The organism is Flindersiella endophytica, from assembly GCF_054779015.1.
In genome coordinates this window covers 22,363-46,701 of the sequence record NZ_BAAGYY010000014.1, presented here as the reverse complement: position 1 = coordinate 46,701, position 24,339 = coordinate 22,363, and the positions used below count along the sequence as shown (strand labels likewise).

Annotated in this window: 16 protein-coding genes and 1 pseudogene; 9 read left to right on the top strand and 8 right to left on the bottom strand. The window is 68.5% G+C overall.

The window, feature by feature from the left end; genetic code table 11:
- Positions 1 to 187: 187 nt before the first annotated feature.
- From ACYVF6_RS15585 to ACYVF6_RS15575, 3 genes are all read right to left on the bottom strand, one after another.
- The gene (locus tag ACYVF6_RS15585; RefSeq protein ID WP_460521702.1) at positions 188 to 427 is read right to left on the bottom strand and encodes a hypothetical protein; all 240 of its coding nucleotides are present in this window, start codon (positions 425 to 427) and stop codon (positions 188 to 190) included.
- A gap of 342 nt (positions 428 to 769) precedes the next feature.
- Complete coding sequence (locus ACYVF6_RS15580; protein WP_460521700.1) at positions 770 to 919, bottom strand: hypothetical protein; 150 nt, start codon at positions 917 to 919, stop codon at positions 770 to 772.
- Between the two features lie 9 nt (positions 920 to 928).
- Positions 929 to 1,159 carry a hypothetical protein gene (locus ACYVF6_RS15575; protein WP_460521698.1) on the bottom strand — a complete coding sequence of 77 codons (231 nt, stop codon included), beginning with the start codon at positions 1,157 to 1,159 and terminating at the stop codon, positions 929 to 931.
- A 91-nt stretch (positions 1,160 to 1,250) separates the two neighbouring features.
- On the opposite strand from ACYVF6_RS15575, the gene ACYVF6_RS15570 reads away from it, so the two are divergent.
- Both ACYVF6_RS15570 and ACYVF6_RS15565 read left to right on the top strand, forming a co-directional pair.
- Positions 1,251 to 1,373 (top strand): hypothetical protein, encoded by a 123-nt coding sequence (locus ACYVF6_RS15570; RefSeq protein ID WP_460521696.1) that lies wholly within the window; start codon positions 1,251 to 1,253, stop codon positions 1,371 to 1,373.
- A gap of 320 nt (positions 1,374 to 1,693) precedes the next feature.
- A complete protein-coding gene (locus ACYVF6_RS15565) occupies positions 1,694 to 2,950 on the top strand; it encodes a tetratricopeptide repeat protein (protein WP_460521694.1) in 1,257 nt (418 codons plus the stop codon).
- Positions 2,951 to 3,072: 122 nt separating this feature from the next.
- On the opposite strand, the gene ACYVF6_RS15560 is transcribed toward ACYVF6_RS15565, so the two are convergent.
- Positions 3,073 to 3,687: a peptidase inhibitor family I36 protein gene (locus tag ACYVF6_RS15560; RefSeq protein WP_460521692.1), complete on the bottom strand. Its 615-nt coding sequence runs from the start codon at positions 3,685 to 3,687 to the stop codon at positions 3,073 to 3,075.
- Between the two features lie 247 nt (positions 3,688 to 3,934).
- Between ACYVF6_RS15560 and ACYVF6_RS15555 the strand changes: the two genes are divergently transcribed.
- Complete coding sequence (locus ACYVF6_RS15555; protein WP_460521690.1) at positions 3,935 to 4,387, top strand: SRPBCC family protein; 453 nt, start codon at positions 3,935 to 3,937, stop codon at positions 4,385 to 4,387.
- Between the two features lie 81 nt (positions 4,388 to 4,468).
- Here the strand turns inward: ACYVF6_RS15555 and ACYVF6_RS15550 are convergent, their stop codons facing one another.
- The gene (locus tag ACYVF6_RS15550) at positions 4,469 to 4,690 is read right to left on the bottom strand and encodes a hypothetical protein (RefSeq protein ID WP_460521688.1); all 222 of its coding nucleotides are present in this window, start codon (positions 4,688 to 4,690) and stop codon (positions 4,469 to 4,471) included.
- Here ACYVF6_RS15550 and ACYVF6_RS15545 point away from each other — a divergent pair.
- The 3 genes from ACYVF6_RS15545 to ACYVF6_RS15535 all read left to right on the top strand — a co-directional run bounded on the left by ACYVF6_RS15545 (position 4,671) and on the right by ACYVF6_RS15535 (position 5,962).
- Positions 4,671 to 4,844: an RICIN domain-containing protein gene (locus ACYVF6_RS15545; RefSeq protein WP_460521686.1), complete on the top strand. Its 174-nt coding sequence runs from the start codon at positions 4,671 to 4,673 to the stop codon at positions 4,842 to 4,844. The two genes, ACYVF6_RS15550 and ACYVF6_RS15545, sit on opposite strands and share 20 nt — an antisense overlap.
- A gap of 86 nt (positions 4,845 to 4,930) precedes the next feature.
- Positions 4,931 to 5,266 carry a hypothetical protein gene (locus ACYVF6_RS15540; RefSeq protein WP_460521684.1) on the top strand — a complete coding sequence of 112 codons (336 nt, stop codon included), beginning with the start codon at positions 4,931 to 4,933 and terminating at the stop codon, positions 5,264 to 5,266.
- A gap of 42 nt (positions 5,267 to 5,308) precedes the next feature.
- Positions 5,309 to 5,962, top strand: a complete 654-nt coding sequence (locus tag ACYVF6_RS15535) for a hypothetical protein (protein ID WP_460521682.1) — start codon at positions 5,309 to 5,311, stop codon at positions 5,960 to 5,962.
- Between the two features lie 431 nt (positions 5,963 to 6,393).
- On the opposite strand, the gene ACYVF6_RS15530 is transcribed toward ACYVF6_RS15535, so the two are convergent.
- Positions 6,394 to 6,978, bottom strand: a complete 585-nt coding sequence (locus ACYVF6_RS15530; protein WP_460521680.1) for an alpha/beta hydrolase — start codon at positions 6,976 to 6,978, stop codon at positions 6,394 to 6,396.
- A gap of 71 nt (positions 6,979 to 7,049) precedes the next feature.
- Here ACYVF6_RS15530 and ACYVF6_RS15525 point away from each other — a divergent pair, with 71 nt between their 5' ends.
- Complete coding sequence (locus ACYVF6_RS15525; protein WP_460521678.1) at positions 7,050 to 7,568, top strand: hypothetical protein; 519 nt, start codon at positions 7,050 to 7,052, stop codon at positions 7,566 to 7,568.
- A gap of 68 nt (positions 7,569 to 7,636) precedes the next feature.
- Here the strand turns inward: ACYVF6_RS15525 and ACYVF6_RS15520 are convergent, their stop codons facing one another.
- Positions 7,637 to 8,296, bottom strand: coding sequence for a hypothetical protein (locus tag ACYVF6_RS15520; protein ID WP_460521676.1), 660 nt, complete (start codon positions 8,294 to 8,296; stop codon positions 7,637 to 7,639).
- Positions 8,297 to 9,272: 976 nt separating this feature from the next.
- Positions 9,273 to 9,762: pseudogene (locus tag ACYVF6_RS15515) on the bottom strand (transposase); the annotation flags it as partial.
- Positions 9,763 to 10,638: 876 nt separating this feature from the next.
- On the opposite strand from ACYVF6_RS15515, the gene ACYVF6_RS15510 reads away from it, so the two are divergent.
- On the top strand, positions 10,639 to 11,445 hold the full coding sequence (locus ACYVF6_RS15510; RefSeq protein WP_460521674.1) for an alpha/beta fold hydrolase: 807 nt from the start codon (positions 10,639 to 10,641) through the stop codon (positions 11,443 to 11,445).
- A gap of 608 nt (positions 11,446 to 12,053) precedes the next feature.
- The gene (locus tag ACYVF6_RS15505) at positions 12,054 to 24,320 is read left to right on the top strand and encodes an SDR family NAD(P)-dependent oxidoreductase (RefSeq protein ID WP_460521672.1); all 12,267 of its coding nucleotides are present in this window, start codon (positions 12,054 to 12,056) and stop codon (positions 24,318 to 24,320) included.
- Positions 24,321 to 24,339: the final 19 nt, after the last annotated feature.

The following is a 24,339-nucleotide window of genomic DNA, read 5'->3' as shown; positions in this document are numbered from 1 at the left end:
CGATACACCGCACGGTGTCGCCGGATGTCAGCCATAACGTTCTCACAGGCGGATTCTCGTGGTCCTGGTCCAGTTCGACGAATATGGCAGCTCCCGCAGACCGGGTCCTGCCCAGCCGGCCGAGAAGGGCGGCCTCCGGACAGGAACCGGTGCGTGGGTTTCGCCGACTGCAGATGATAGGCGCAGACTACGGTCTGGTCGACCCGGTTGTCGTCGGAGTCGACGATGCTCGTACGTATCGCTGCTCGATCAGGCTGGTGACATCGAACAGCCGCTCGTCCAGCCGCCCTGCCGCGAGCAGCGGAACGGCGTCCGACGGCACGATCCGTACCGACGTGGCGGTCCACCCTTCCTGGAATCCGATCCGCTCGCGGCCCGCGCCGGGCCGAACGGAGACACTCGGAAGCCGCCCTGGAGCCGCCGACACGGTCACCACGTCACCGGTGAGCAGCGCACCGTATGGTTTTCCGCCTGTCTTTCCACGGGTGTCGCCCTGGCCGGCGGTGGTGCCGCGGCCGCGGTTCCGACCGCCGCCAGCACGGTTACGAGGGCAACCAATGGTCGTACTCGCACGTGAAACAGCAAGAGTCGTGGGAAGGATGCGACGCGATCTCTCAGACAACAACCAGACGCTCGACCCCGCACAACATCGGTGACGCCGGTCGTATTCTTCGCCTGGACGTGGCGGGAGCGTTCGCCTTCAATCTTCGGTATGCCCGTCAGGTCCTGCGCCCAAGCCACGGGGTCGGGCGTTGTGATCTGGTCGGGCTCAGGTTGGGGCAATTGCCACGGCGATTCCGAAGTCCCAGAACTCGACGACCGCCGCGGTCGGGCTGCCTTCGGAGCTGACGCGTCCGGATCGCCGGACCTCGATGTGCCGGGCGAGGCCGGCCTGGTCCAGCCACACCTCGGCCGGCAACGCGCGCAGCTAACGGAACGGGCCTTCTGGAACGCCGATCCCGGCAGGAAGGACCTCGTCCGCGGCAACGAGGTCGACGGTGATCCGGAAGCCCGTCGTGGCGACGTCGCGGATGGTCTGCTCGCCGAGCGAAGTGACATCCGCACCGGCACCGAACAGTGCGCCCCAGCGGCCAGACCGGATCGGCGACGTTGCGCGGTCGGTCTGCGTCTTCCAGGGCGAACCCGGCCCAGGTCTCATTGACCCGGATGAAGGTGTGTGCGCCGTCGTAGACCATCTCCTGCGGCTGGGTCAGCATCTCAGGAAGGTTGCTGCTCCCCTGGATGCATTCATGCACCAACCGCTGCGTGACGTGGGCGCGCCGGGTGGTGAAGTCGACCACACCCTCGCCGAGCCGAGCAACCTCCTGCTGGCGCGACACTGGCGCGGATCGAGAATCCGCCTCACCCGTTGACGAAAACGACAATAGTACGAAGCCGTAGTACATCTGTTGGTAGCATCGCCGGTCGTCGGCATCGTTGAAAGGTGTGGGCCGTGCTTCAGGGGACCAGCAGAGCGTCGACCGGGGTTGATTCGGTCTTCTTCGGACTGCCACGTCAACCCAGTCAGCACATATGCGGTTTTGGATACGCCGACGATACTTGGTGATCGGTACGGTGTATCAGCTTCTGTATCAGGTCCGCAGCCGCTGTGAGGCGCTGCATTGGAAAGGAGAATGCGTTGGCTGGTAGCGGAGAATTGGATCGGCGTTCGGTGTTGCGAGGAGCCGCGGTGATGGCGGGTGCGGCCGGGATCGCGCCGCTGCTGGGTCAGTCGGCCGCGGCGCAGGTCCGCCCCAGCAATGAAGGAAGCCAGGGCGGAGATGCGGATGCACTGTTCAAGGCGGGGAGGTTCGAGGAAGCCGGCCGCGCGTATGAAGAGATCCTGAAAACAGACCCCACCAACGTGCGAGCGGCCCGGCAGCGCGGCCATGTCGCGCTACTGAGCAACAGGTTCCCCGAGGCCGAGACGTACCTCAAGAGGGCCCTAGCGTTGGCGCCTGAGGACAAGGACACCAACAAGCTGCTGGGTGACTGCTACATCCGGCAGGACAAGTTCTCCCTCGCCGCACCCCGCTACCATGCCACCGGCGACGAAGGCTACGCCACATGGTTCGCGGCAGTCCCTGGCGATGCGTACCAGATTCACGGCGACATCGCGCGGGTGAAAATCGAGCAGATGGACCCGTTCCCGCTGATCGAGGCCTCGGTCAACGGCGGACCGGCGAAGCGCTTCACGTTCTACACCGGCGCCCCGAATCTGGGCGTGTCCTCAACGGTAGCCAAGGAAGCCGGGCTGCGTGCCGTGGCCGAGGAAGAGATCGACACAGGCGTATGGGTGTACTACGGGGTGCTGGATTCGTTCAAGCTGGGCGACATCGAACTGCGCAACGTCCCCGTGAGCTGGTGGAGCGACGATGTCGGCACTGAGAAGGACGGCATGATCGGCACGTGGGTCTTCTACCACTTGCTGACCACCTTCGACTACGCGGGCCGGTCGCTGATCCTGCGCCGCCCGACCCCCGAAACAGCCAGGAAGGCACGCGCCGATGCCACCCGGGCGGGTGCCAGCCCCTTGCCGCTGTGGCTGGCCTTTGATCACATGGTGCACAGCCGGGGCAGCATCGCCGGCGTCGCGGACTCCGGTCCACGGATGGCGGCGGTGAACATCGGCGGATCCGGCGAGGACGCCGTGCACATGCCAGGGGAAGCGTCCAAGCAGCTGGGGATCCGCACCGACTACGACCGCCCGCTCGAGACCGCTGCCCACAGCCACCCAGTCATCGCCTACCCCTGCTACCCCAAGGACATCCGCCTCGGCAATGCCACCGCCAAGGAGGTCTACTGCGTAACGACCCCAGACATGGCGCTCACCCAGCCATGGGGGTTCGACGTGTGGAGCCACATCGCCCACACCTTCTTCAAGCCGTACAACCTCACCCTCGACTTCACCACCATGAACCTCTACATCGCCCCCGGCAAAGCCAGCTGACGGACCGGCACTGACGGGCATAGGCCCGGGCCGTCCGGTCATGGGAGGCGTCGCGTCGATCCGGCACGAGGCGGCCGGTGAGCTCGACGCCTCCCAGCACACATCAGTTCGTTCACACGTACTCAGGCGTCGCTGGGGTAGTGGAGGACGAGGCTGGTGCAGTTGTTGCCGGGATCGTAGACCCAGGCGTCCATGATGTAGCTGAACTTCTTCTCGTGGCTGTATTCGCGGGGGAGCCAGCCGTACTTGTTGTACCGGTATGTGCCGTCTGCGTATCGGTCCCAGATCGAGATTGGTCCGGATGATCGGCTCCAGATCGACCAGGTGTGGTCCTGGATCGCTGTACCCTCGAATCGCCAGCCCTCGCAGGGTGCGTAGTCGCCGCCGAAGAAGTATCCGGGGCCTTTGTAGCCGTCCTCGCGCCAGATACACACCTGGTAGTCCTCGCAGTATTCCCAGTTCTTGTCGGTCACGTACATGGCGTAGGGCGTGACGTTCGGATTGATAGCTGTCGCTTGGGTGGCTCCGAGGGCATCGCCGAGCGGCCGCACGGGTGTTGGTACGTAGGTCACCTGCACGGCTCGGCCGTGCATGGATGCTGTTCGGCCAGGATCGCCGGTGTCCGCGCCGGCACTGGGAGCACCGCTGAGAACCGCCGCCCCGATAGCGGCGACTGTCCCGAACCTGACCGCGAGTCGTCGTGCTCTGGTTCCCCACATGTGTTGCCGGTCCGTCATCCGTTCTCCTTGAATCGATGCTCAGGCCGTCGGGTTCCGGCGACCATCGGATACTCGAGCCACACTAGAATCACCTGCTGGCGCAGGGCTGGCGCCAGCGGGTGAACCACGGCCGACCTTTTGCGAATGAGCGCCGCAACGTCCGCGGCGACGCCGATAGCCGATCGATAGCGAATCGATGGCGGTTGGCGCAACGGTAGGGCCCGCGCCTGAACAGGGGCGCTCCACGCGAGAAAGAGGTATCGAGATGGTAGATATCCTGCACCGGATCGGCGTCACGGCATCCCCGGAGGAGGTCTATGAGGCGTTGACCACGGCCGACGGGTTGTCGGGCTGGTGGACCCAAGGCATGGAGGGCGAGGGTGGCGTCGGGGGTGTGTTCCGGGTCCGGTTCGAGGACGCGCCGCCTCCGGCCGGGTTCGACATGAAGGTCCTGGAGGCCAAGCCGGCCGAGCTCGTGGTCTGGGAGGTCGTCTACGGTCCCGACGAATGGGTCGGGACCAAGATCCGGTTCGAGCTGAAGCAGGAGGACGGCCTCACGATCGTGTTGTTCTCCCACGGGGGTTGGAAGGAGCCGGTGGAGTTCATGAACCACTGCAGTACCAAGTGGGCAACCTTCCTGCTGAGTCTCAAGCACCTGGTCGAAACCGGCAAGGGCGAACCCGCTCCCAACGACGTCAAGATCAGCAACTGGCACTAACCCCCGTTACGGGCTGGCGGCGGCGAGTTACCCACGAACGGGAAGCTCGCCCCCCGCCAGACCTGGCACGCTTTGCGACGGTTACAGAACGCTCGCGTTGATCAGCACGAGGATCACGATGCTCAGCGTGGCGTCGAGGACCATACAGAACTCTGCCAGTGAACGCGATACCACCCGCTTCGTTCTGAAGTGGTAGACGTCCCATGCTGCGTGACCGAGCAGCCCGAACGCAACCAGGTAGCCACCCACGATCGGGTCGATCAGGATCCCGACCACCCCGACGGTGCCGAAGCTCTGGCGCATCGAACCCAGCCCTGGCGGTAGTTACAGCGTCCTGCAGGTTGGCACCGGCCTGTCGCCGGACGTCGCCTGCTGTAGCTCAGCCCAAGGCGCGAACGTGATCACGTGGTTCTACCACGGCGGCCCGTGCCGGCGCTGGTTCTTCAAACGACCATGAGGAATGCCTTGACGCGTTCTTCTATTGCCGGTGACACTCATTCTTGAAAGCCTTCTGTCAATTCGAATCGGACAAGGAGTTGAGTTATGCAGGCAGCAGTTCGGCGATTCGCCGTCATGGCCTCTTTGATCGCTTTGCCGATGATCGTCGCGCCGGTGGCGAGCGCCGCGGTCCCCGAGGTCCATCCCATGACTATCTACCCCTGCTATCACGGCACAGTCCCTTCCAGTCAGTACGCGTGGGCGCGGTGCAACGGAAACACTGGTTCGTTTCGCGCCGTCGCGTACTGCCACAACGGAGTAGCCGGCCAAAACATCGTGCGCTATGGTCCTTACCGCACCGCGCCTACCCCGGAAGAGTCGATCGTCTTGTGCAGCAGCCAAGAGGCGGTGTACGACAGCACGGTGCAGGCGAGCAGCTGAGGAGTCGCGGATGCGGCTTCGTGGTTTTCCGGGGCGCCTCCGGTGGATCCGTCCGCGGGGGTCTCGGCGCTCTTGGTGGTACCCAGCGTTTGCGGTGGATCCCGATTCGAGGAGTGTGTTGGCGTGCCCATACGGGTCGACCCTGTCCTGAGAGGTCAGCTCCAGGACAACATTGATGTGACGTTCGTTGTGCGGACGCAGGACCTGGTCGCGCTCGACGCGGCGATGTCTGCGGTCGTGCAGGCGATCTGGGATCTAGGTCCGCGGCCGGAGGAGTGGCCGAATTCGGAGGAGACGCCATCCCCGTCCTTTATTTCCGACCCGGTCAGGATCCCGGGTGGCCGCCTGATCCATATCGACTTCCATGACCTGCCGGCCGGCTATCGGATCCGGCTACCGGACGCGTTGACGGACGTCCTGGCCGGCCATGGCATTGCCGATGCACTGGTCGAAGTGCCTGCCCTGCTCGGCGACCGCTATCTCAATCTGGACCGCTTCACCCCGCTGGTCCGTACCTGGCTGCACGACCCACGGCCAGAGGGAGCACCGAGGTTCACAACGCGGCCGTCCGAAGCACTGGTCGAGGTGGCTCTGGCCTGGCTGCGCGAAACGCGCAGCCTGGATTCACGTGTGTCACGAGTGTCGAAGGGAGCTGATGTAGGAGGGGCTTCTGAGGCGTTGCTACGTGGGCGATGAGGGTCTGGCCCCCCTTGGAGTCGCCCTGCGGGGAAGGCTTCAAGCCGCACACTGCCGCGTTAGCTGAAGACTGTCGTGGTGGGCGATGCGGGAAAAGGCGCACGTGATGTGTCAGGTGGGAACCGGGAAGAGGAGCGTCGTAGCTGTTGAAGTGTCGTAACAGGCACGGTAGGCATCGGCCGCGGCTCATGCTCCTCCTTACCACTCACTGCGACTCCTCCCACCCTGGCCTCCCGGCCAGAGACTGTCAGGAACCGCAGTTACACCGCTGGAGCGACACTCCCCGCCGATACCCGCGAGTAGCACAGGCGGCGGCCTTCCGCCGCTTTGGCGATCGAACGAGGAGCAACTACGGTCTCGTTGTCAGCGCACTGGGCGCCCGCCATCTGCTGGATGGCGGGCGCCGCGTCGTGTACGAGTGGGAGGAGTCCTTAGCGGGTGTGCGCTCGCCGAGCGAGGGCGGCGGTGTCTGGCTGGGTGGTTGTGGCCGCACTTGGTTGGGTCGGGTACTCGGCCGGGCAGTGTGTCCCGGTCGGCGGTAGCGTGAGTCGGATCAGGTAACGCTCGATGTATCCGCGGGCGCAGTTGGGGCTGTTGCGGAACGTGCTGTGGCCTGCGCCGTCGTAGGTGAGCAGTACCGAGTTGGGGATCTGCTGTGCGGCTGCCAGGTTCCAGGCGTACGGCGTGGCTACGTCGTATCTGGCAGTGGACACCAGTATCGGCGGTGTGCCGTTGATGGCAAGCCGGTGTTGCGGGTTCCTGAACGGCCCACTCCAGTTGAGGCAGCTGGTGATGTCCGACCAGAAGGGAGACAGCTTGGTGTGCGGCGCGACGGTCTGGGCCAGCTTCGTGCGGTAGGCCTGCAGCTCGGCGAGACCGCTGACGTTCCAGAGCCAGTCGGAGCACCAGATGGCCGGGTAGGAGTCCTCGACCGGGTCAACGACACCGTCCTGCCCGCTCTGTGCGGCAAGGCCGGCATCCCCGAGTCCGACTCCCGCGGCGCGTTGACCAGCCACCGCGCCCGCGCCACCATCGCCACCCAACTCCTCAACGCACCCGAACCACTGTCCCTTGCCGACTTGAAGGAATGGTTGGGCACAAGCACTACTCCAGCACCCGGCACTACGCGGCGATCCTGCAACGCAAACTGTCGGCCGCCTACCGCAAGGCCGACTACTTCGCCCGCAACGTGCGCACCATCCAGGTACTCATCGACCGGGAGACCATCCTGTCCGGCGCCGCGACCGGCGGCGAGCAACCGTGGAAGTACTACGACCTCGGCGACGGGTACTGCACCTACGACTTCTTCGCCACATGCCCACACCGGCTCGCCTGCGCCCACTGCCCGTTCTACCTCCCCAAGGAATCCAGCGCTGGGCGCCTGCTCGAAGTCAAAGACGGCGTCGAGCAGATGCTTGAACGCCTCACCCTCACCGACGACGAACGCACCGCCCTCGAAGGCGACCGCGACGCACTCACCGCGCTCGCCAGCAGGCTCGCCAAAGTGCCCACCCCCGCAGGCCCGACCCCGGAGCACCTCGGCACAGACCGCGCCTTCATCTCACTGACTGCCCTCCAGGACAGCATCTCCGGACAACGACCATGAAACGCGCAGCCGCTATTCAGAGAGGCGGCGACCCGCATCGATTACTACGCCCGCCGCCTCACGACGTACTAGCTGAAGCTACTGACCACGGATTTCAGGAACGCCAGTTGTTGCTTCGTCGGTGTCATCAGTTCGATTCCGGACCTACCCGACTCGCGGGCGTACGCTTCGCCGTCGTCCGGAGCAAGGCTCACGGTCAGCATCCGGTCGCCGGTCAGGATGTATTTGCTCTTGGGTGTGCCATACGCCTGATCTCCGAGGCCGGAGATCGGCAGACCCGCCCCGCTGTTACGGCGGAACCGTTCGACGGCATCATCCCCCTGTTCAGCGTGGATCCACAACATGCCTTTCCGCCCGGCGAGAGCGCAGGTGGTCGTCTCGTCGAGCGTGTGCGAGCGGCTGCCGGTCAGCTCGATCCCGTAGGCGGCCGAGGCAGCGGCGAGGTCGAGCTTGCGACACGCACCGGTCGCAGCTTCGGCCACGACTTCGACAGGATCACTGATCCGGCCGATCGCCGATTCGCTCAGGCGCAGACCAGGCCCGAAGTCCACGTTGTCGGGGTCGTCCTGATCAGAGATACTCAGGCTGATCTCGAGGCCGGTCGAGCCCTTGCGGACCCGGACGGTCGCATCGCTGGCCTGGTACTGGCCAAGCGCCTCCCTGTAGGAGACGAACGTCCAGGCCGCATCGCCCAGATCCGCGACGGGTGTCGGCTTGGCCTGCGGCATCGGCGATCCGCTCGCGTCTTTCGCCGGCTTCTCAGGACTGGCGAACCAGTCGGATGGCCGGCCGGTCTCGACCCTGACAGTGACGCTGGGCTGGCCGTCTTTCGGCCCGGTGTAGACGCAATGGAGACTCCAGCCGGTTTCGTGTGGCTTGGCGTAACGCAGGAACATGCGGTAGCCGGACACTCCGAGCACTCGGCGAAAGTCGTCGCCGGTCAACAGGGCGCATTCGTCGAAGCTGGCTGTGGGCTTCGGGCTGGCAGGACTCGACGGCTTGGAAGGGCTGGAGCCGGCTGCTGCGCACCCGGTGATCCACCCGGAAACGAGGAGCAGCGCGGCTGGAACAAGCAAGTAGCGGCGCCAAAATGTCCGTATCACAGCGAAACCATAGTGGCCCGCGCTGGCACGCCGCTGGCGCCACTAGCCGGCGCCCGCAGCGTGTACAGCATCCACAGCCCGCTGAGCAAGACGATCGCTCTGTTCTTCGCCGAGCCGACACATAACCGACCTATCGCCCGTGGGAAGTCAGTACGTCCACTGTGGGGAGCCGACCTGTCCGTATCTGTCGAGGTCGGACTGGCCACTGACGCCCGGCAGGAGCACGAAATCCAACCGTCAAGACAAATCGTTACAGGATATTCGCAATAACGCCGGTGTCGCGCTAGCCGCTTGAACTGTCGCACCGACAGGCCGGTGAACACCGGCACCCACTCCACCCGATCCGCACTGATCTGCCCCACGGGCCAACATCATGATCACCAGCAACCGTCCCAGCCAGGCGACACGCCCGTTAGGGGACAACCTTTAGACGCAACGGAGCTGCGGACACCTCGACGGATCAGCTCGAAGCACCGCCGTTTCACCCCAACCGGCGTCTTGTTCGGTGCGTAGTACCTCGGCACAGGAATCCCATCCGATCAAGATTCGCAACGACTGGTAGAACCGCCTCCTGTTCCAGTGGTTGGTTCTGTCATTCGCTCATCTCTTCGAGCACGGCGTCGGTGATCCGGGTGATGGTGTCCTTGGAGACCTCGGCGCCGTAGACCTCGGCCGGGTGTGCGGAGATCTCCCCGGTGGTCAGTCCCTTGGCGGCAAGGGAGATCACCATCTCATCCACACCGTGCAAGCGGCGTTTGCGCTTGGCCACGGTCTTCGGGTCGAACGACCCGTCCCGGTCGCGCGGGACGGCGATCTCGACCGGACCGACATCGGTGGTGACGGTCTTGGTACGGGTGCCGTCGGGGGAGTTGCCCCGGTTGCGGCCGGCCGCCTCGTGCTTCATAGCCCAGATGTTCGGTCATCTCGGCTTCCAGACCGGTCTTGAGTACCTGCTTGGTCAGCCGCTGCAACAGGCCACCAGGACCGACCAGACCCACCCCCGCCGCCTTTGGCCGCCGAGCCAACTCCTCGGCCACGGCGTACTCGCCAGCAACATCCGTTGTCTCGGAGGCCTTCTTGTCGGGAGACACCCGGGCAGCTCCTTTCCTTTCCTTGACGAACTCACCTAAAGCGGCGACTCACCACGGATCGCCGGCGTTGTACTGACGCATACCCGGGACCTGAGATGGTCGCCTCATTCCATTCGATCGTCGGACGGGTTCGGCCTCGGATCGAGATCGCAGCGCCGATCGAGTCGCACGGATCAGCGACTGCAGCTCCCTCAACCAAGTGGGGGTGCAGCGCCGCGCTAGTACCGCGCCAGCAGCGCGTGCCAAGGTGCTCGGCGTCTGAAGATGAGTGCACTGGTCGATATGTAGCGTTTGGCGGGCGGCCCCCGGCCTGGAGTGGAGGTTTCATGTGGCGTAAGACGACGACCATCTCGTTGGCGACCCTGGCAACGACTCTGGTGTCTATGCCGGGGGTCGCGGCCGCGAGCCGGCCGGCTGAGGACGCTGGGATCGCAGCGGCGAGCAGGTCGCCGGTTTGGTCGGAGGCGACCGACTCGCCCCCGCTGTCGGTGACACCCGCTGGGGAGCGGTACGGCCATCTGGAGGAGGTGACAACCGGGCGCAAGTTCGTTCCGCGCGGCGCCAACTACGTGAGGCTGACCACGACTCTCACGGAGCATTACTCGACGTTCGAGCCTGGCCGCTACACCAAAGCCGAAGCCGAGCAGGTGCTCGCCACGCTCGGCGGAAACAGCGTGTCGCGTGTCACAGCATGGTTGCCCTGGAGTACGCAAGGATGCGACTTAGCCCGACCAAGAAGAATGTCCACCAAAGCAGGTTGTTTACCTTACCCCCGTCAATGCTGACCTCAGCAAATGACTGGAAAGAGCGGGTGCCCGGGAGGCTGAGCTGCGGCACGCCAACTGTCGACGCCGCCAGGCGGGGAGGGACAATCAGATGCCACGCATCGCGGTGAACGGCGTCGAGCTCGATTACGACGTCCGTGGAGACGGGGAGCCGATCCTGCTGATCACAGGTGCCGGCACACGCAGCACGATCTGGCTGCCGCAGATCCGCGCGCTGGCCGCTGCGGGTTACCAGACCATCAGCTATGACCACCGGGCTAGCTCGCCGGACGCTACACCAGCCGTACCGTACGGCTTCGAGGATCTGGTCGAGGACGCCGTGAGCCTGATCGGCGAGCTCGAGTTGTCGCCGTGCCACCTGATTGGATACTCGCTCGGCGCCAAGATCGCTCAGGCGCTGGCCAGCAACCACCCGGAGCTGGTTCGGTCGATGGTGTTAATCGCAACCGCGCCTGCCGTGGACACTTTCCGGGAGGCGCTCTTGCATGGCTTTGCCGAGTATCTGCGTAGTGGCATCAAGCTGCCCGCCGGCTATGCCGCCGCGTTGACCGCACTGAAGATGTTCTCTCCTCACACCCTGGCCGACGACCGAGTGATCGGCGATTGGTTGGAGCTGCTGGCGCTGTCGGCGGAGGAGGAGAACGGCATGGCCGAGCAGTACGCGGCCGCCACCGTACCCGACCAGCGCACCGAGTTGGCCGCGATCCGAGCGCCCTGCCTGGTGATCAGCTTCACCGACGACCTGGTGACCCCGGCCGCCGCCGGTCGCGAGGTGGCCGAGCTGATCCCGGACTGCGAAGGAGCGGAGCTGACCGCCTGTGGCCATCTGGGGCTGCTTGAGCGGCCGCAGGACATCAACGCGATCGTCCTCGACTTCTTCAGGAGGAATCGAGTATGAGGGGCTGTGCACCGGTTCGAAATGACCTAGCCCTTTGATCGGCGAATCGCGGCAGGTCATCCGCGGCCCGCCACGCCACGGCTGGTCGTGAATGAGCTGACCGAGGTTCTACGCACAGACGTTCGCAGGTGAGGTGCGCGACTCTGAGCGGCAACTAGTCAAGATCGTCGCCAGCCGAGGTTGCTTTGATGAGCGCATCGGGCGCCGAATACGCGCGACGTGTCGGCGTACTGTTGTACCCGGTAACTTAGTGGGTGCTTAGACGCACGTCGAATACATGTGTCAAGTACGGCTTTACATTGGTTCGATATGAACGCTTACCGGGCAGGTGGGAATTTCGGATGCTCACTCAAGAACGTGTATCGCTTTTTCACAGAACTTTGATGCCGCCATCTATATTGTCGCATCGGACGGCGCACCGAGCATCAAGCGCAGTTCGCCTCTCCGCCAGCAGCCATGCGGAGAAGTTGCCATAGCAAGAACGGTGTGCCCAAATGAACTGTCCGCCGAGTCCGTGAAGACCGCTGTTCGTTGTGGTTCCGATGCGGTGTCGGAGGATGTTCGGGCTCGCAATTCCAGACGGGCTGTCGGTTGAGTGGAGAAATTGAGTGGGAAACAGCGTCTACGGTGAGAAGGGCGACGAGACGGAGGGCCAGGCAGTTCTCCGCAGCAGGGTGATTCCTTGGGTGCTGTCCGCGGATACCGTAGTGGCCCTGCGCGCCCAGGGCCACAGACTGCTCATGCACCTGCGCGACGGCCCGGTCGACGAGCCGTCGCCCGCGGATCTAGGCCTGTCGCTGGCCGTATCCCGGACCCAGATGTCCAGCCGTTCGGTCCTGTTGGCCGAGACACGCGAGGAAGTCATCGCCGAGCTGACCGCATTGGTCGAGGGCCGCCCCAGCACCAATGTGGTCAACGGGACTTCCAGGACGCGGAAACGCGCCGTGTTCGTCTTTCCCGGGCAGGGCTCACAGTGGTCCGGCATGGCGACCGATCTTCTGGACGCCTCGGAGGTGTTCTGGGGCACTGTAGAGAACTGCAGTCGAGCACTGGTCCCCTATGTGGACTGGTCGTTGGAGGAGGTGCTGCGCGCCGCGCCCGGCGCGCCCGGCCTGGACCGCGACGATGTCGTTCAGCCCGCCCTGTTCGCGGTGATGGTGGGTCTGGCCGAGCTCTGGCGCGCGTTCGGCGTGGAGCCTGCCGCGGTGGTCGGACACGGCAGCGGCGAGATCGCGGCCGCCGTCGTCGCGGGCGGACTGTCCCTGGAGGACGGCGCCCGCGTGGTGGCACTGTGGAACAAGGCGCAGGCCCAGCTTGCCGGCCGCGGCGCGATGATTTCGGTGCCGTTGCTGTCAGCGTCGGTCGAGCCGCTGCTGGAACGCTGGCCCGGGAGACTGGCACTGGCGGCGGTCAACGGGCCGCGGTCCGTCGTCCTTTCAGGCGACCGGCACGTCATCGGCGAGCTGCTGGCGGAGCTCACCGCCGAGGGGGTCGACGCCAAACGCATCCCGTTCGATGTGGCGGCTCACTCCCCACAGATGGAGCAGCTGGGCGACGAACTCCTCACCGCACTGGCGCCCTTGAGGCCGTGCAGCGGATCGGTGCCCTTCCACTCAACCGTCACAGGTGGGCTGCTGGACACCCGGTCGTTGGACGCCGACTACTGGTACCGCAATCTCCGCGGAACTGTCGGGTTCGAAGGGGTTATTCGCTCGCTACGCGACCACGACACCTTTGTCGAGATCAGCCCCCACCCTGTCCTTACCCTGGCCCTGGGGCAGATTCTGGACGATACGAACCCGGCCGCGGTCGTGGTGGGTTCGCTGCGTCGCCACAATGACGGCCCGCGCCGCTTCCTGACCTCGCTGGCCGAGCTGTACACAGCGGGCGCCGAGGTGGACTGGCGTCCAGCGTTCCCCAGCACCGCCTCCGTGGTCGAGCTGCCCTCGGCCGAGCCGGACAGCGAGGGCCTACCGAACCGGGTCGAAGGGGCCGCCACCCAGCGCCTCACCGAACTGGTGCTCTCCGAGGCGTCTGCGGTCCTCGGCCACGACGCACGAGGCGAGGTCGGACCCACCGAGTCGTTCAGGGACATCGGGTTCGACTCAGCGATGGCCGTGGAGCTGCGCAACCGGCTGGCTGCCGCCACCGGCCTACGGCTGCCGGCGGGGCTGCTGTTCAGCCATCCGTCGCCGCGGCAACTGGCCGGCCACCTCGCTGCCGAGCTGTCAGGCACCGAGCGCACCCAGGAGGCGTCCCAGCGCGCGGCCGTGACATCCGACGACCCCGTGGTGATCGTTTCCATGGCGTGCCGGTTCCCGGGCATGGTCGCCTCCCCGGAAGATCTGTGGCAACTCCTCATGGAGGAACGGGACGCCGTTTCCGCCTTTCCCGACAACCGTGGCTGGCCGCTCGACACGCTCTTCGACGACGATCCGAACCGTGCGGGCTGCTCCTACACGCGCAACGGCGGTTTCCTCCACGACGCCGACCAGTTCGACGCCGCGTTCTTCGGCATCAGTCCTCGCGATGCCACGGCGATGGAACCGCAGCAGCGGCTGGTGCTGGAGACCGTTTGGGAGGCGATCGAGCGGGCCGGCATCGATCCGTCCACGCTGCGCGGCAGCCGCACTGGGCTGTACGTCGGCGCGATGACGCAGGAATACGGGCCGCGGTGGCACGAGGCGAGCGGCGCGGTCGCGGGGCGCTTGGCTACCGGCACCGGCACCTGTGTGCTGTCGGGACGGGTCTCCTACACCCTGGGTCTCGAGGGCGCCGCGGTCACCGTCGACACCGGCTGTTCCTCCTCCCTGGTCACGCTGCACATGGCCATGCAGGCGCTGCGCGGTGGCGAGTGCGACCTCGCCCTGGCCGGCGGGGTGATGGTGATGGCCGCTCCTGGCCTGTTCGTGGAGTTCAGCCGCAAGCGCGGCCTCGCCCCCGACGGACGGTGCAAGCCGTTCGCGGACGCGGCGGACGGCACCGCCTGGGGCGAGGGCGTGGGCATGCTGCTGCTGGAGCGCCTGTCGGACGCGCGCCGTAACGGCCACGAGGTGCTCGCCGTCGTCCGGGGTTCGGCGCTCAACCAGGACGGTGCCAGCAAACGCCTCACTGTGCCGAACGGCCCGTCCCAGGAGCGGGTTATCCACGACGCGCTGGCCGCCGCCGGCCTCACAGCCGCCGACGTCGACGTGGTCGAGGCGCACGGCACCGGCACCACCATCGGCGACCCGATGGAGGCTGAGGCCGTCCTCGCCACCTACGGGCAGGACCGAGCCCCCGGCCGACCGCTGCTGCTGGGGTCGATGAAGTCGAACGTCGGACACACCCTGGCCGCCGCCGGCGTCGGCGGGGTGATCAAGATGACGATGGCGATGCGCCACGGGCTGCTCCCCAGCACCCTGCACATCGACCGGCCGAACTCACGTGTCGACTGGACCGCAGGTGAGGTCTCGCTACTGACCGAGACGACACCGTGGCCCGAGACCGGTCGTCCCCGCCGCGCGGGCGTCTCCGGGTTCGCCATCTCCGGCACCAACGCCCACGTGATCCTGGAGGAGGCGCCCGGGTCTGGGCCGCGGGATGTCGCGCCTATGAGTGCGGTCCCGGTCCTGCTTTCGGCGAAGTCAGAGCCGGCGTTGCGTGCTCAGGCCGGCAGGCTTCTCGAGGCGTTGCGGGAACGTCCGGATGTCCGGCTGGCCGATGCCGGCTTCTCTCTCGCTGTGGGCCGGGCTCGGTTTGACTGGCGGGCCGCGGCGGTGGCGGGGGATCGAGCTGAGCTCGAGCGTGGCCTCGAGGCGCTGGTGCAGGACGCCGAGATTACTCGCGCGGTGGCGGGTCGTGCGGTGTTCGTGTTTCCGGGGCAGGGTGCGCAGTGGGTGGGCATGGCGGCGGGCCTGCTCGAGTCCTGCCCGGTGTTCGCGCGGCGGATGGCTGAGTGCGCCACCGCCCTGGAACCCTGGGTGGACTGGACCCTGCTGGACGTGGTCCGGGCATCGGAATACGACCGGGTCGACGTCGTCCAGCCGGTGCTCTGGGCGGTGATGGTCTCCCTCGCCGAGGTCTGGCGGTCGTTCGGTGTGGAGCCTGCCGCCGTGGTCGGCCACTCCCAGGGCGAGATCGCCGCGGCATGTGTAGCTGGGGTGTTGAGTCTTGCGGACGCCGCCCAGGTGGTGGCCCTGCGCAGCCGCGCGTTGCGGGCCCTCTCGGGTCGGGGTGGCATGGCGTCGGTGCAACGTCCGGCCACCTGGGTGCGGGAGGCCATCGGCGCTTGGGCCGGCCAGCTCTCCGTAGCCGCCATCAACGGCCCGGAGCAGGTCGTGGTCAGTGGTGCCTCCGAGGCGTTGGAGGAGTTCCTCGCCCACTGCGAGAAGCAGGGCGCCAAGACCCGCCGCGTTGAAGTGGACTACGCCTCACACTCGGCCCACGTGGAGAAGATCGAGGCGGAGCTGGCCGGGCTCCTGGCCGGTGTCGAGCCGCGCGTGGGTGACGTGCAGGTGTACTCCTCCCTCACCGGCGAGGTGCTGCTCGACGACACCTTGATGGACGCCGGATATTGGTACCGCAACCTGCGCGAGACCGTGCGGTTCGAGCAGGCCGCCACCGCACTGCTGACGGCCGGGCACCGGATCTTCGTCGAGATCAGCCCGCACCCCGTCCTCACCGTCCCCCTCCAAGCCACCATCGACCAAACCGGCGTGGACGCTGTCACGCTGGGCACCCTGCGCCGCGACGAGAACGAGCACCGCCGGCTGCTCACCTCGCTGGCCGAGGCCCACTGCCGCGGCCTCGACGTCGACTGGTCCGCCTGGTTCGAGGGCACGGGCGCGCGACGCGTCACGCTGCCCACCTATCCGTTCCAACGCCGCCGTTACTGGTTGGACACTCCAGCCCCGGCGACCGACGCCACCGGCGTGGGTCTCAACCCCATCGATCATCCCCTGCTCAGCGGGATGACGACCCTCGCCCACGACGACGGTTTGCTCCTCACCGGCCAGCTCTCCCTCCACACCCACCCCTGGCTCGCCGATCATGCCGTCGCCAGCACCGTCCTCCTCCCCGGCACCGCCATGGTCGACATCGCGGTGACCGCCGGCGACCAGCTCGGCTGCGAGCTGCTGCGCGAGATCGTCCTGGAGGAGCCGCTGGTCGTTCCCAGTGGCGGCGTGCGGTTCCAGGTGACCGTGGGTGCTCCCGACAACGCCGGAGCGCGCCCCTTCTCCATCCACTCACTTTCCGACACCGCCGTGACCGGACCGCACGAAGACGCGAGGGACGATCGATGGACCCGGCACGCGTCGGGTCTGCTCGCACCGACAGCGCAGGCGGCCCCGTCCGCAGCCCTGTCGGCGGACTGGCCTCCGCCGGGCGCCCGCCCGCTTGCGCTCGACGGCCTCCATGAGCGGCTGGCCGACATCGGCTACGGCTACGGGCCAGCGTTCCAAGGACTTCACGCTGCCTGGCAGCAGGGGACGGACTGGTACGCGCAGGTGTCGCTTCCCGACAACTGCCACGCCGACGCCGCCCGGTACGGCATGCATCCCGCTCTTCTTGACGCAGCCCTGCACCTGTTCCTGCTGAGCGGCCAGGCCGGAAGCGAGCCGGAGCTTCGGCTGCCGTTCTCCTTCGGCGGCGTCACCCTGCACTCCTCGGGAGCCACGTCCCTGCGCGTACGTTGGACGGAGACCGGCCCGGACAGTGCCTCCCTGACAGCCACCGATCCCAGCGGCCAGCCGGTGCTGACCGTGGAATCCGTCGTACTGCGGCGCCTGCCCGCAGACCGGCTCACCGCCTTGGCGCCGGCCGCTCAACGGGATCTGTACCACCTCGACTGGGAACCGGTCGTCCCTATCACCTCGGAGCCGCGACCGGGCCGATGGGCCGTGCTCGCCGACGCCGCGAGCGTGGCCGACGCGCTCGCCGCGGACGGCATCTCCGTGGATCGCTACCCGGACGCAGACGCAGTGTGCGCCGCGATGGACGAGGGCGCGCCGGTCCCCAGCACGCTGGTGTACGTCCAGGCGGTTGCAGACGGCGACCACACCGGCCCTGCCGCGGTCCATGCCGCCGTCCGGCAGGTGCTTGCCCTCGTTCAGCGCTGCCTGGACGACGAGCGCCTCGAGCCACCCCGCGTCCTGCTCGTCACCCGCTGGGCGGTGGCGATCCGGCCGGAGGAGGACGTACCGGACCTGGCCGGCGCCGCCGTTCGAGGGCTCATGATTCCCGCCCAGAACGAGCACCCCGACCGGTTCGCGCTGCTGGACATCGACGGCGGCAGCGGGCTGGCGGCTGCCATCAGCGCCGCGTGCGCCGACCCGCGGCCGTTGGCCCTACGTGACGGAAAGCTGTACGCGGCGCGCCTCGTGCCCACGCCGGCCCCCGACGGCGACACCTCGTTCCTCGCCCCGGACATGGCGGAGGGGACCGTACTCATCACCGGCGGAACCGGTGGCCTGGGCAGTGCACTCGCCCGCCACCTGGTCGCCCGGCACGGCGGACGGCACCTGCTGCTCACCAGCCGCCGGGGTGAGGCCGCCGAGGGCGCGGCCGACCTCGCCGCCGAACTGGCGGCGGCCGGAGCCGAGGTCACCATCGCCGCCTGCGACGCCACCGACCGGGAGGCGCTGGCCGAGCTGCTGCGAGGCATCCCGGACCAGCATCCGCTGACGGCCGTGATCCACACCGCGGGCGTCCTTTCCGACGCCACCGTGCGGAATCTGACCCCGGACATGGTCGACGAGGTGCTCCGCCCGAAGGCTGACGCCGCCTGGCACCTGCACGACCTCACCCGAGATCTCCCACTGTCCGCGTTCGTGCTGTTCTCCTCGCTGGCCGCCGTGGTCGGCAACCCCGGACAGGCCAACTACGTCGCCGCCAACTCCTTCGTCGACGCTTTGGCGCACCACCGCCGTGTCCAGGGGCTGCCGGCTGTCTCCCTCGCCTGGGGGCTGTGGGAGACGCGATCCGCCATGACCGCGGCGTTGGCCCGGACGGACGTTGCGCGGTCGGGCCGCCAGGGGATCCTGCCGCTGTCGACCCAGCGTGGCCTGGAACTGTTCGACGCGGCGCTCGCCTCGGGCCGGCCGATGCTCGTGCCCGCCAAGCTGGACCTGGCCGCGCTCCGCGACCCTGAACGCGCCGCGTCCGCCCCCGCGATCCTGCGCTCCCTGGTTCGCCCTGCGCGCCGCCGTGCGGCAGCTGCCGGCACCGACGCGTCCACCTGGCCCCGCCGCATCGCCGGCCTGCCACCGGCCGACCGCCGCAGGACTACCGCCGGGGTGATCCGCCGCGCGGCCGCCGCGATCCTGGCGCTGGACGGTCCCGCGGCCGTCGGAGTGGACGCGACGTTCAAGGACCTCGGCTTCGACTCCCTCACGGCACTGGAGCTACGCAGACGGATCGAGTCCGACACCGGCATCCGGCTGCCGGCCACCGCCGTCTTCGACCATCCCACTCCGGCCGCCCTGACCGACCGTCTTCTCGCCGAGCTGGAACAGGCGACGGGTGCTGCCCCCGCCACTTCCGCGGAGGCCGGCCGAGGCGCCGCGCCGGCCCAGGACGACCCGATCGCGATCGTCGGAATGGCGTGCCGGTACCCCGGGGAAGTTCGTTCGCCGCAGGATCTGTGGGAGCTGGTCGCCGCCGGGACTGATGCCATCGGCCCGTTCCCCAACAACCGGGGCTGGGACATCGAGGACCTGTACGACCGCGAGCCGGGCCGTCCAGGCAAGACGTACACCCGGCACGGCGGGTTCGTGTACGACGCCGACCGGTTCGATGCCGGCTTCTTCGGCATCAGCCCGCGAGAGGCTATCGAGATGGATCCGCAGCAGCGGCTGCTGCTGGAGGCGAGCTGGGAGGCCGTCGAGAACGCCTCCATCGCCCCCGCCACGCTGCGATCCACCCGCACCGGTGTGTTCAGCGGCGTGATGTACAGCGACTACGGCGTGCGACTACACACCGGCACCGTCCTGAGCGTGGTCTCCGGCCGCGTGTCCTACGCCCTGGGTCTGCAGGGACCCGCTGTCACCGTGGATACCGCCTGCTCGTCCTCCCTGGTGGCCATGCACTTGGCCGCCCAGGCGCTGCGGCAGGGGGAGTGCGATCTCGCGCTGGCCGGCGGCGTCACGGTCATGAGCTCACCGGCGCCCTTCGTCGAGTTCAGCCCGCAGTACGGGCTGGCCGCCGACGGCCGCTGCCGGTCGTTCGACGACTCCGCCAGTGGTACCGCCTGGGGAGAGGGGGTGGGAGTGGTGCTGCTGGAGCGGCTGTCGGACGCGCGCCGGAACGGCCATGAGGTGCTCGCCGTCGTTCGTGGCTCAGCCGTCAACCAGGACGGCGCCTCCAACGGCCTGACCGCACCCAACGGCCCGTCCCAGGAGCGAGTCATCCGCGACGCCCTGGCCGCCGCGGGCCTCACCGCCGCCGACATCGACGCCGTCGAAGCCCATGGCACCGCCACCACTCTCGGCGACCCCATCGAGGCCAACGCCCTCCTGGCCACCTACGGCCAGGACCGGGACCCCGGCAACCCCGTCCTCGTCGGCTCCCTGAAATCGAACATCGGCCACACCCAGGCCGCAGCCGGCGTCGGCGGCGTCATCAAGATGGTGCAGGCCATGCGTCACGGCCGGCTTCCCGCGACCCTCCACCTCACCCGGCCCACCCGCCATGTCGACTGGTCCTCCGGCACACTCCACCTGCTGACCGAGGCCACGCCCTGGCCACACACCGGCCGCCCCCGTCGCGCCGCCGTCTCCGCCTACGGCATCTCCGGCACCAATGCCCACCTCATCCTTGAACAGCCCCCCGCGACTGACCCAGAAATCAATACCGCGTCGCCGCCACCCGAACCGCGACTGCCCGCCGTGCTGCCCTGGGCGCTCTCCGCCCGCGGTGCCACGGCGCTGCGGGCCCAGGCCGCCCGGCTGCGGCCGCTGGCGACCGCCGCCGGTCCGGAGCTGGGTCCCGCCCACCTCGACCTCGGATACTCCCTGGCCACCACCCGCTCCCTGCTCACCGACCGTGCCGTCGTCCTGGGCGCCGGCACCGCCGAACTGCTCGACGGCCTCGCAGCCCTGGAACGCGGTGAACCGGCGTCCAACGTCGTGACCGGCAGCATTGGTGGCTCGGGCGAGCTGGCGTTCCTGTTCACCGGGCAGGGCAGCCAGCGGGCCGGCATGGGCGGGAAGCTTTACGCGACCCAGCCGGCCTTCGCCGCCGCCCTCGACGCGGTCTGCGAGCAGTTGGACCGGTACCTGGACGTGCCACTGAAGGACCTGATCCTCGCCGAGAACGAAACCGAGCGGACCGCTCTGCTCCACCAGACCCGCTACACCCAGCCAGCCCTGTTCGCCGTGGAGGTGGCGCTGTTCCGGCTCGTGCAGCACTACGGCGTCGCCCCTGACTACCTCATCGGCCACTCCATCGGCGAGCTCGCCGCGGCCTACGTGGCGGGCGTTCTCGACCTCGAGGACGCCTGCACGCTGGTGGCGGCCCGCGGGCGGCTGGTGCAGTCGGCGCCGGCCGGCGGCGCGATGGCCGCCATCCAGGCCACCGAGGCGGAGGTCGCCGTCACTCTGGGCGAACTGGACCGGCGAAGCGGCGTGGCCGTCATCGCCGCCGTCAACGGGCCGGACGCCGTGGTGGTCTCCGGCGACGAGCGGGCCGTAACCCGGGTGGCGTCCCACTGGGCGTCGGCCGGCCGGCGGACGAAGCCGCTGCGCGTCAGCCACGCCTTCCACTCGCCGCACCTGGATGGGGTTCTCGACGAGTTCCGCCGGGTGGCGGCCCAGGTTAGGTTCGCCGACCCGGTCGTGCCGATCGTCTCCGGTGTCACCGGCCGGCCCGCCACGGCAGGGGAACTGGCCGACCCCGAGTACTGGGTGCGGCAGCTGCGGGAGACCGTCCGGTTCCACGACGGGGTGCGGTTCCTGGCCGAGCATGGCGTCACCAACTGGCTGGAGCTCGGCCCGGACGCGGTGCTCTCGGCCCTGGTGCGGTCCGGCTCGGCCGACACCTCCGGGCGTCCCGTCACCGCCGTTCCGCTGCTGCGCTGCGGCCACGACGAGGCTCGTACGTTCACCGCGGCCCTGGCTGAGGTATACGCGAACGGCACGGACGTCGACTGGGGCGCGTTCTTCCCCGGTGGCCGGACCGTGGCCCTGCCCACGTACGCATACCAGCGCGAACGCTACTGGCTAAGCGCACCGGCCGCTGCCCCGGCGAAGAGCGCGGGCAGCCACCCGCTGCTGGACCACGCCGTCGAGCTCGCCGGCAGCCAGGGATGGGTGTTCACTGGGCGGCTCGACGCCGACGCGCAACCGTGGCTCGCCGACCACGCAGTCCTGGGCCGGCCGCTGCTGCCGGGTGCCGCCGTCGCCGAGCTCGCCCTGCACGCGGCGCGGCAGACCAGCGCCGTGGGCGCGGTGGCCGAGCTGACCCTGCACGAGCCGCTGCCGCTCACCGAGGCCACCACCGTCCAGCTGGTGATCGACGCCCCCGCCGCGGACGGCACTCGCGCGTTCACCTTCTACGCACGGCCCGAGAAAGCGCCGCACGCGGCGTGGAACCGCTACGCCACGGGCTCCCTTGGCGCGCAGGGTTCCGCCGCAGAAGCCGACATCGGCGTGCTTGCACATTGGCCACCCCAGCAGGCCACGCCGCTTCCCGTCGACGACCTCTACCCCCGGCTGGCCGAGCGCGGCTACGCCTACGGGCCTGCCTTCCAGGGACTGCGCGCCGCCTGGCGGGACGGGCATGACGTGTACGCGGAGGTCATCCCGCCGGAGGCGGCCCGCGCGAACGGCAACGGCTTCGGCATCCACCCGGCCGCGCTGGACGCCGCGCTACACGCTGCGCTCGCCGACACGGGCGGGGAGGACGGTGGTGAGGAAGGCGGCGGGCTCCTCGTCCCGTTCCACTGGAGCGGCCTGACGCTGCACGCCACGCCCGCAGCGGCGACCGCGACGGCCTTGCGTGTCCGCCTACGCCGGAAGCCGGACGGCACCCGCGCCGTGCTCGTCGCCGACGAGGCCGGCACGCCGGTCTTTCGTGCCGACGCGCTCGCAGTGCGCGAGCTCCCCGTGGACGCGGTCAGCCCCGACAGCGGCGCCGCGCTGCTGGCGCTGGAGTGGGCACGGCGTGAGCTGACGGAGGGTTCCGCCGCGGGTCCGTGGGCCGTCGTGGGCGGAAACGACATCGCGGCGCAGGTAACCGAGGTGGTGCGCGCCTCCGGTGTGGCCGTGCGCGCCTACCCCGACCTGGACGCCCTCAGCCGCGCGCTGGACGACGGCGCGCCGGTGCCCGCGCTCGCCATCGCCACCGACCCACTCGTGCCCGGTATCCCTTCCCACGCAGTGCTCGGCGTCGTCCAGTGGTGGCTCGCCGACGATCGCCTCGAAGGCTCCGGTCTCGCCCTGCTCACGAAGGGAGCCGTCGCGTGCGCCGACTTGGAGACCGCCGACGTGGCCGGGGCCGCCGCGTGGGGCCTGATCCGCTCCGCGCAGGCGGAACGCCCCGGGCGCTTCCTCCTGGCCGACACCGACGGCAGGCCGGAATCCATCCGCCAGATCGTTCCCGCGCTGACCTGCGGTGAGCCTCAGGTGGCCGTCCGCGCCGGGCAGCTGCGAGTCCCGGAGCTGCGCCGCCAACGCCTCGAGGTGGCGGCCGCCGAGGCGCCGTTCGTCAAGACCAGCCACGTGCTGATCACCGGCGGCCTGGGAACCCTGGGCCGGCTGGTCGCCCGTCACCTGGTCGACCGGTACGGCGTGCGGCGGCTGCTGCTGACTGGGCGGCGCGGCATCGACACGCCGGGCGCCGAGGCGTTCGTGGCCGAACTGGTCGCGGCCGGCGCAGAGGTGGCCGTCGTGGCGTGCGACGCCGGGGACCGCGACGCCCTGGCCGCCGTCGTAGGCGCCGTTCCGGAGGAGTGGCCGCTGACCGGCGTGGTGCACGCGGCCGGGGTCGTGGACGACGCGGTCGTCGAGCGGCTCACCCCGGCGCAGATCGACCGGGTGCTGCGGCCGAAGTCCGAGGCCGCGGTCCACCTCCACGAGCTGACCCGTGAGGCGCCGCTGTCGGCGTTCGTCCTGTTCTCCTCGCTCGCGGGCCTACTGGGTTCCGCCGGCCAGGCCAACTACGCGGCGGCCAACGCCTGCCTGGACGCGCTGGCCCAGGCACGCCACGCCCAAGGACTGCCCGCCGTGTCCCTGGCCTGGGGCCTGTGGGCGGACGAGAGCACGATGACCGAGGGACTGGGCGAGGCAGATCTGCGCCGGATGGCCCGCTCCGGCATCGTGGCGTTGCCTGCAGAGGCGGCGCTGGCCCTGTTCGACGCGGCCGTCGTCGCCCAGGTACCGGTTCTGGCCGCGGCCCAGCTGGACCTTGCGGCGCTGGACCCGGACGTGGCCCCGCCGCCGCTGCGCGCCCTCGCCCACGCTGCGCGCCCTTCGCCCGCCGTGCCCCAGCGAACACCGGTGACCGATCTGCGGGCCAGGCTGGCCCGCGCGCGCCGGCCAGAGCGCCGCGACATTCTCCGGGAGGCCGTGCGGTGGGAGGTTGCTGCAGTCCTCGGCTACGCCTCCCACGACCGGGTGACCGCTGACCAGCCGTTCCAGGACCTCGGCTTCGACTCTCTCACCGCGATCGAACTGCGCGGCCGCCTGACCGCCGCGACTGGCATCGCTCTGCCAGCCACGCTGGTCTTCGATCACCCCACGCCCGAAGCGGTGGCGAAGCGCTTGCTCGCCGACCTCGTGCCCGAACTCGACGACGCACCTGACGACGCGGTGGTCGCACCCGACGATCCCAGCCAGCTGGACACGATGACCGCCGAGGACCTGATCCGCCGGGCACTCGGCGACAGCGAGTCCTGACCCTAGAAGGCGAAAGCAC

Bases quoted from the DNA above. Each gene is read 5' to 3' on its own strand.
- ACYVF6_RS15520 (WP_460521676.1), bottom strand. From the start codon at position 8,296: ATGCCGCAGGCCAAGCCGACACCCGTCGCGGATCTGGGCGATGCGGCC.
- ACYVF6_RS15555 (WP_460521690.1), top strand. From the start codon at position 3,935: ATGGTAGATATCCTGCACCGGATCGGCGTCACGGCATCCCCGGAGGAG.
- ACYVF6_RS15560 (WP_460521692.1), bottom strand. From the start codon at position 3,687: ATGACGGACCGGCAACACATGTGGGGAACCAGAGCACGACGACTCGCG.
- ACYVF6_RS15550 (WP_460521688.1), bottom strand. From the start codon at position 4,690: ATGCGCCAGAGCTTCGGCACCGTCGGGGTGGTCGGGATCCTGATCGAC.
- ACYVF6_RS15510 (WP_460521674.1), top strand. From the start codon at position 10,639: ATGCCACGCATCGCGGTGAACGGCGTCGAGCTCGATTACGACGTCCGT.
- ACYVF6_RS15540 (WP_460521684.1), top strand. From the start codon at position 4,931: ATGCAGGCAGCAGTTCGGCGATTCGCCGTCATGGCCTCTTTGATCGCT.
- ACYVF6_RS15570 (WP_460521696.1), top strand. From the start codon at position 1,251: ATGCACCAACCGCTGCGTGACGTGGGCGCGCCGGGTGGTGAAGTCGAC.
- ACYVF6_RS15565 (WP_460521694.1), top strand. From the start codon at position 1,694: ATGGCGGGTGCGGCCGGGATCGCGCCGCTGCTGGGTCAGTCGGCCGCG.
- ACYVF6_RS15575 (WP_460521698.1), bottom strand. From the start codon at position 1,159: ATGAGACCTGGGCCGGGTTCGCCCTGGAAGACGCAGACCGACCGCGCA.
- ACYVF6_RS15525 (WP_460521678.1), top strand. From the start codon at position 7,050: ATGGTTGGGCACAAGCACTACTCCAGCACCCGGCACTACGCGGCGATC.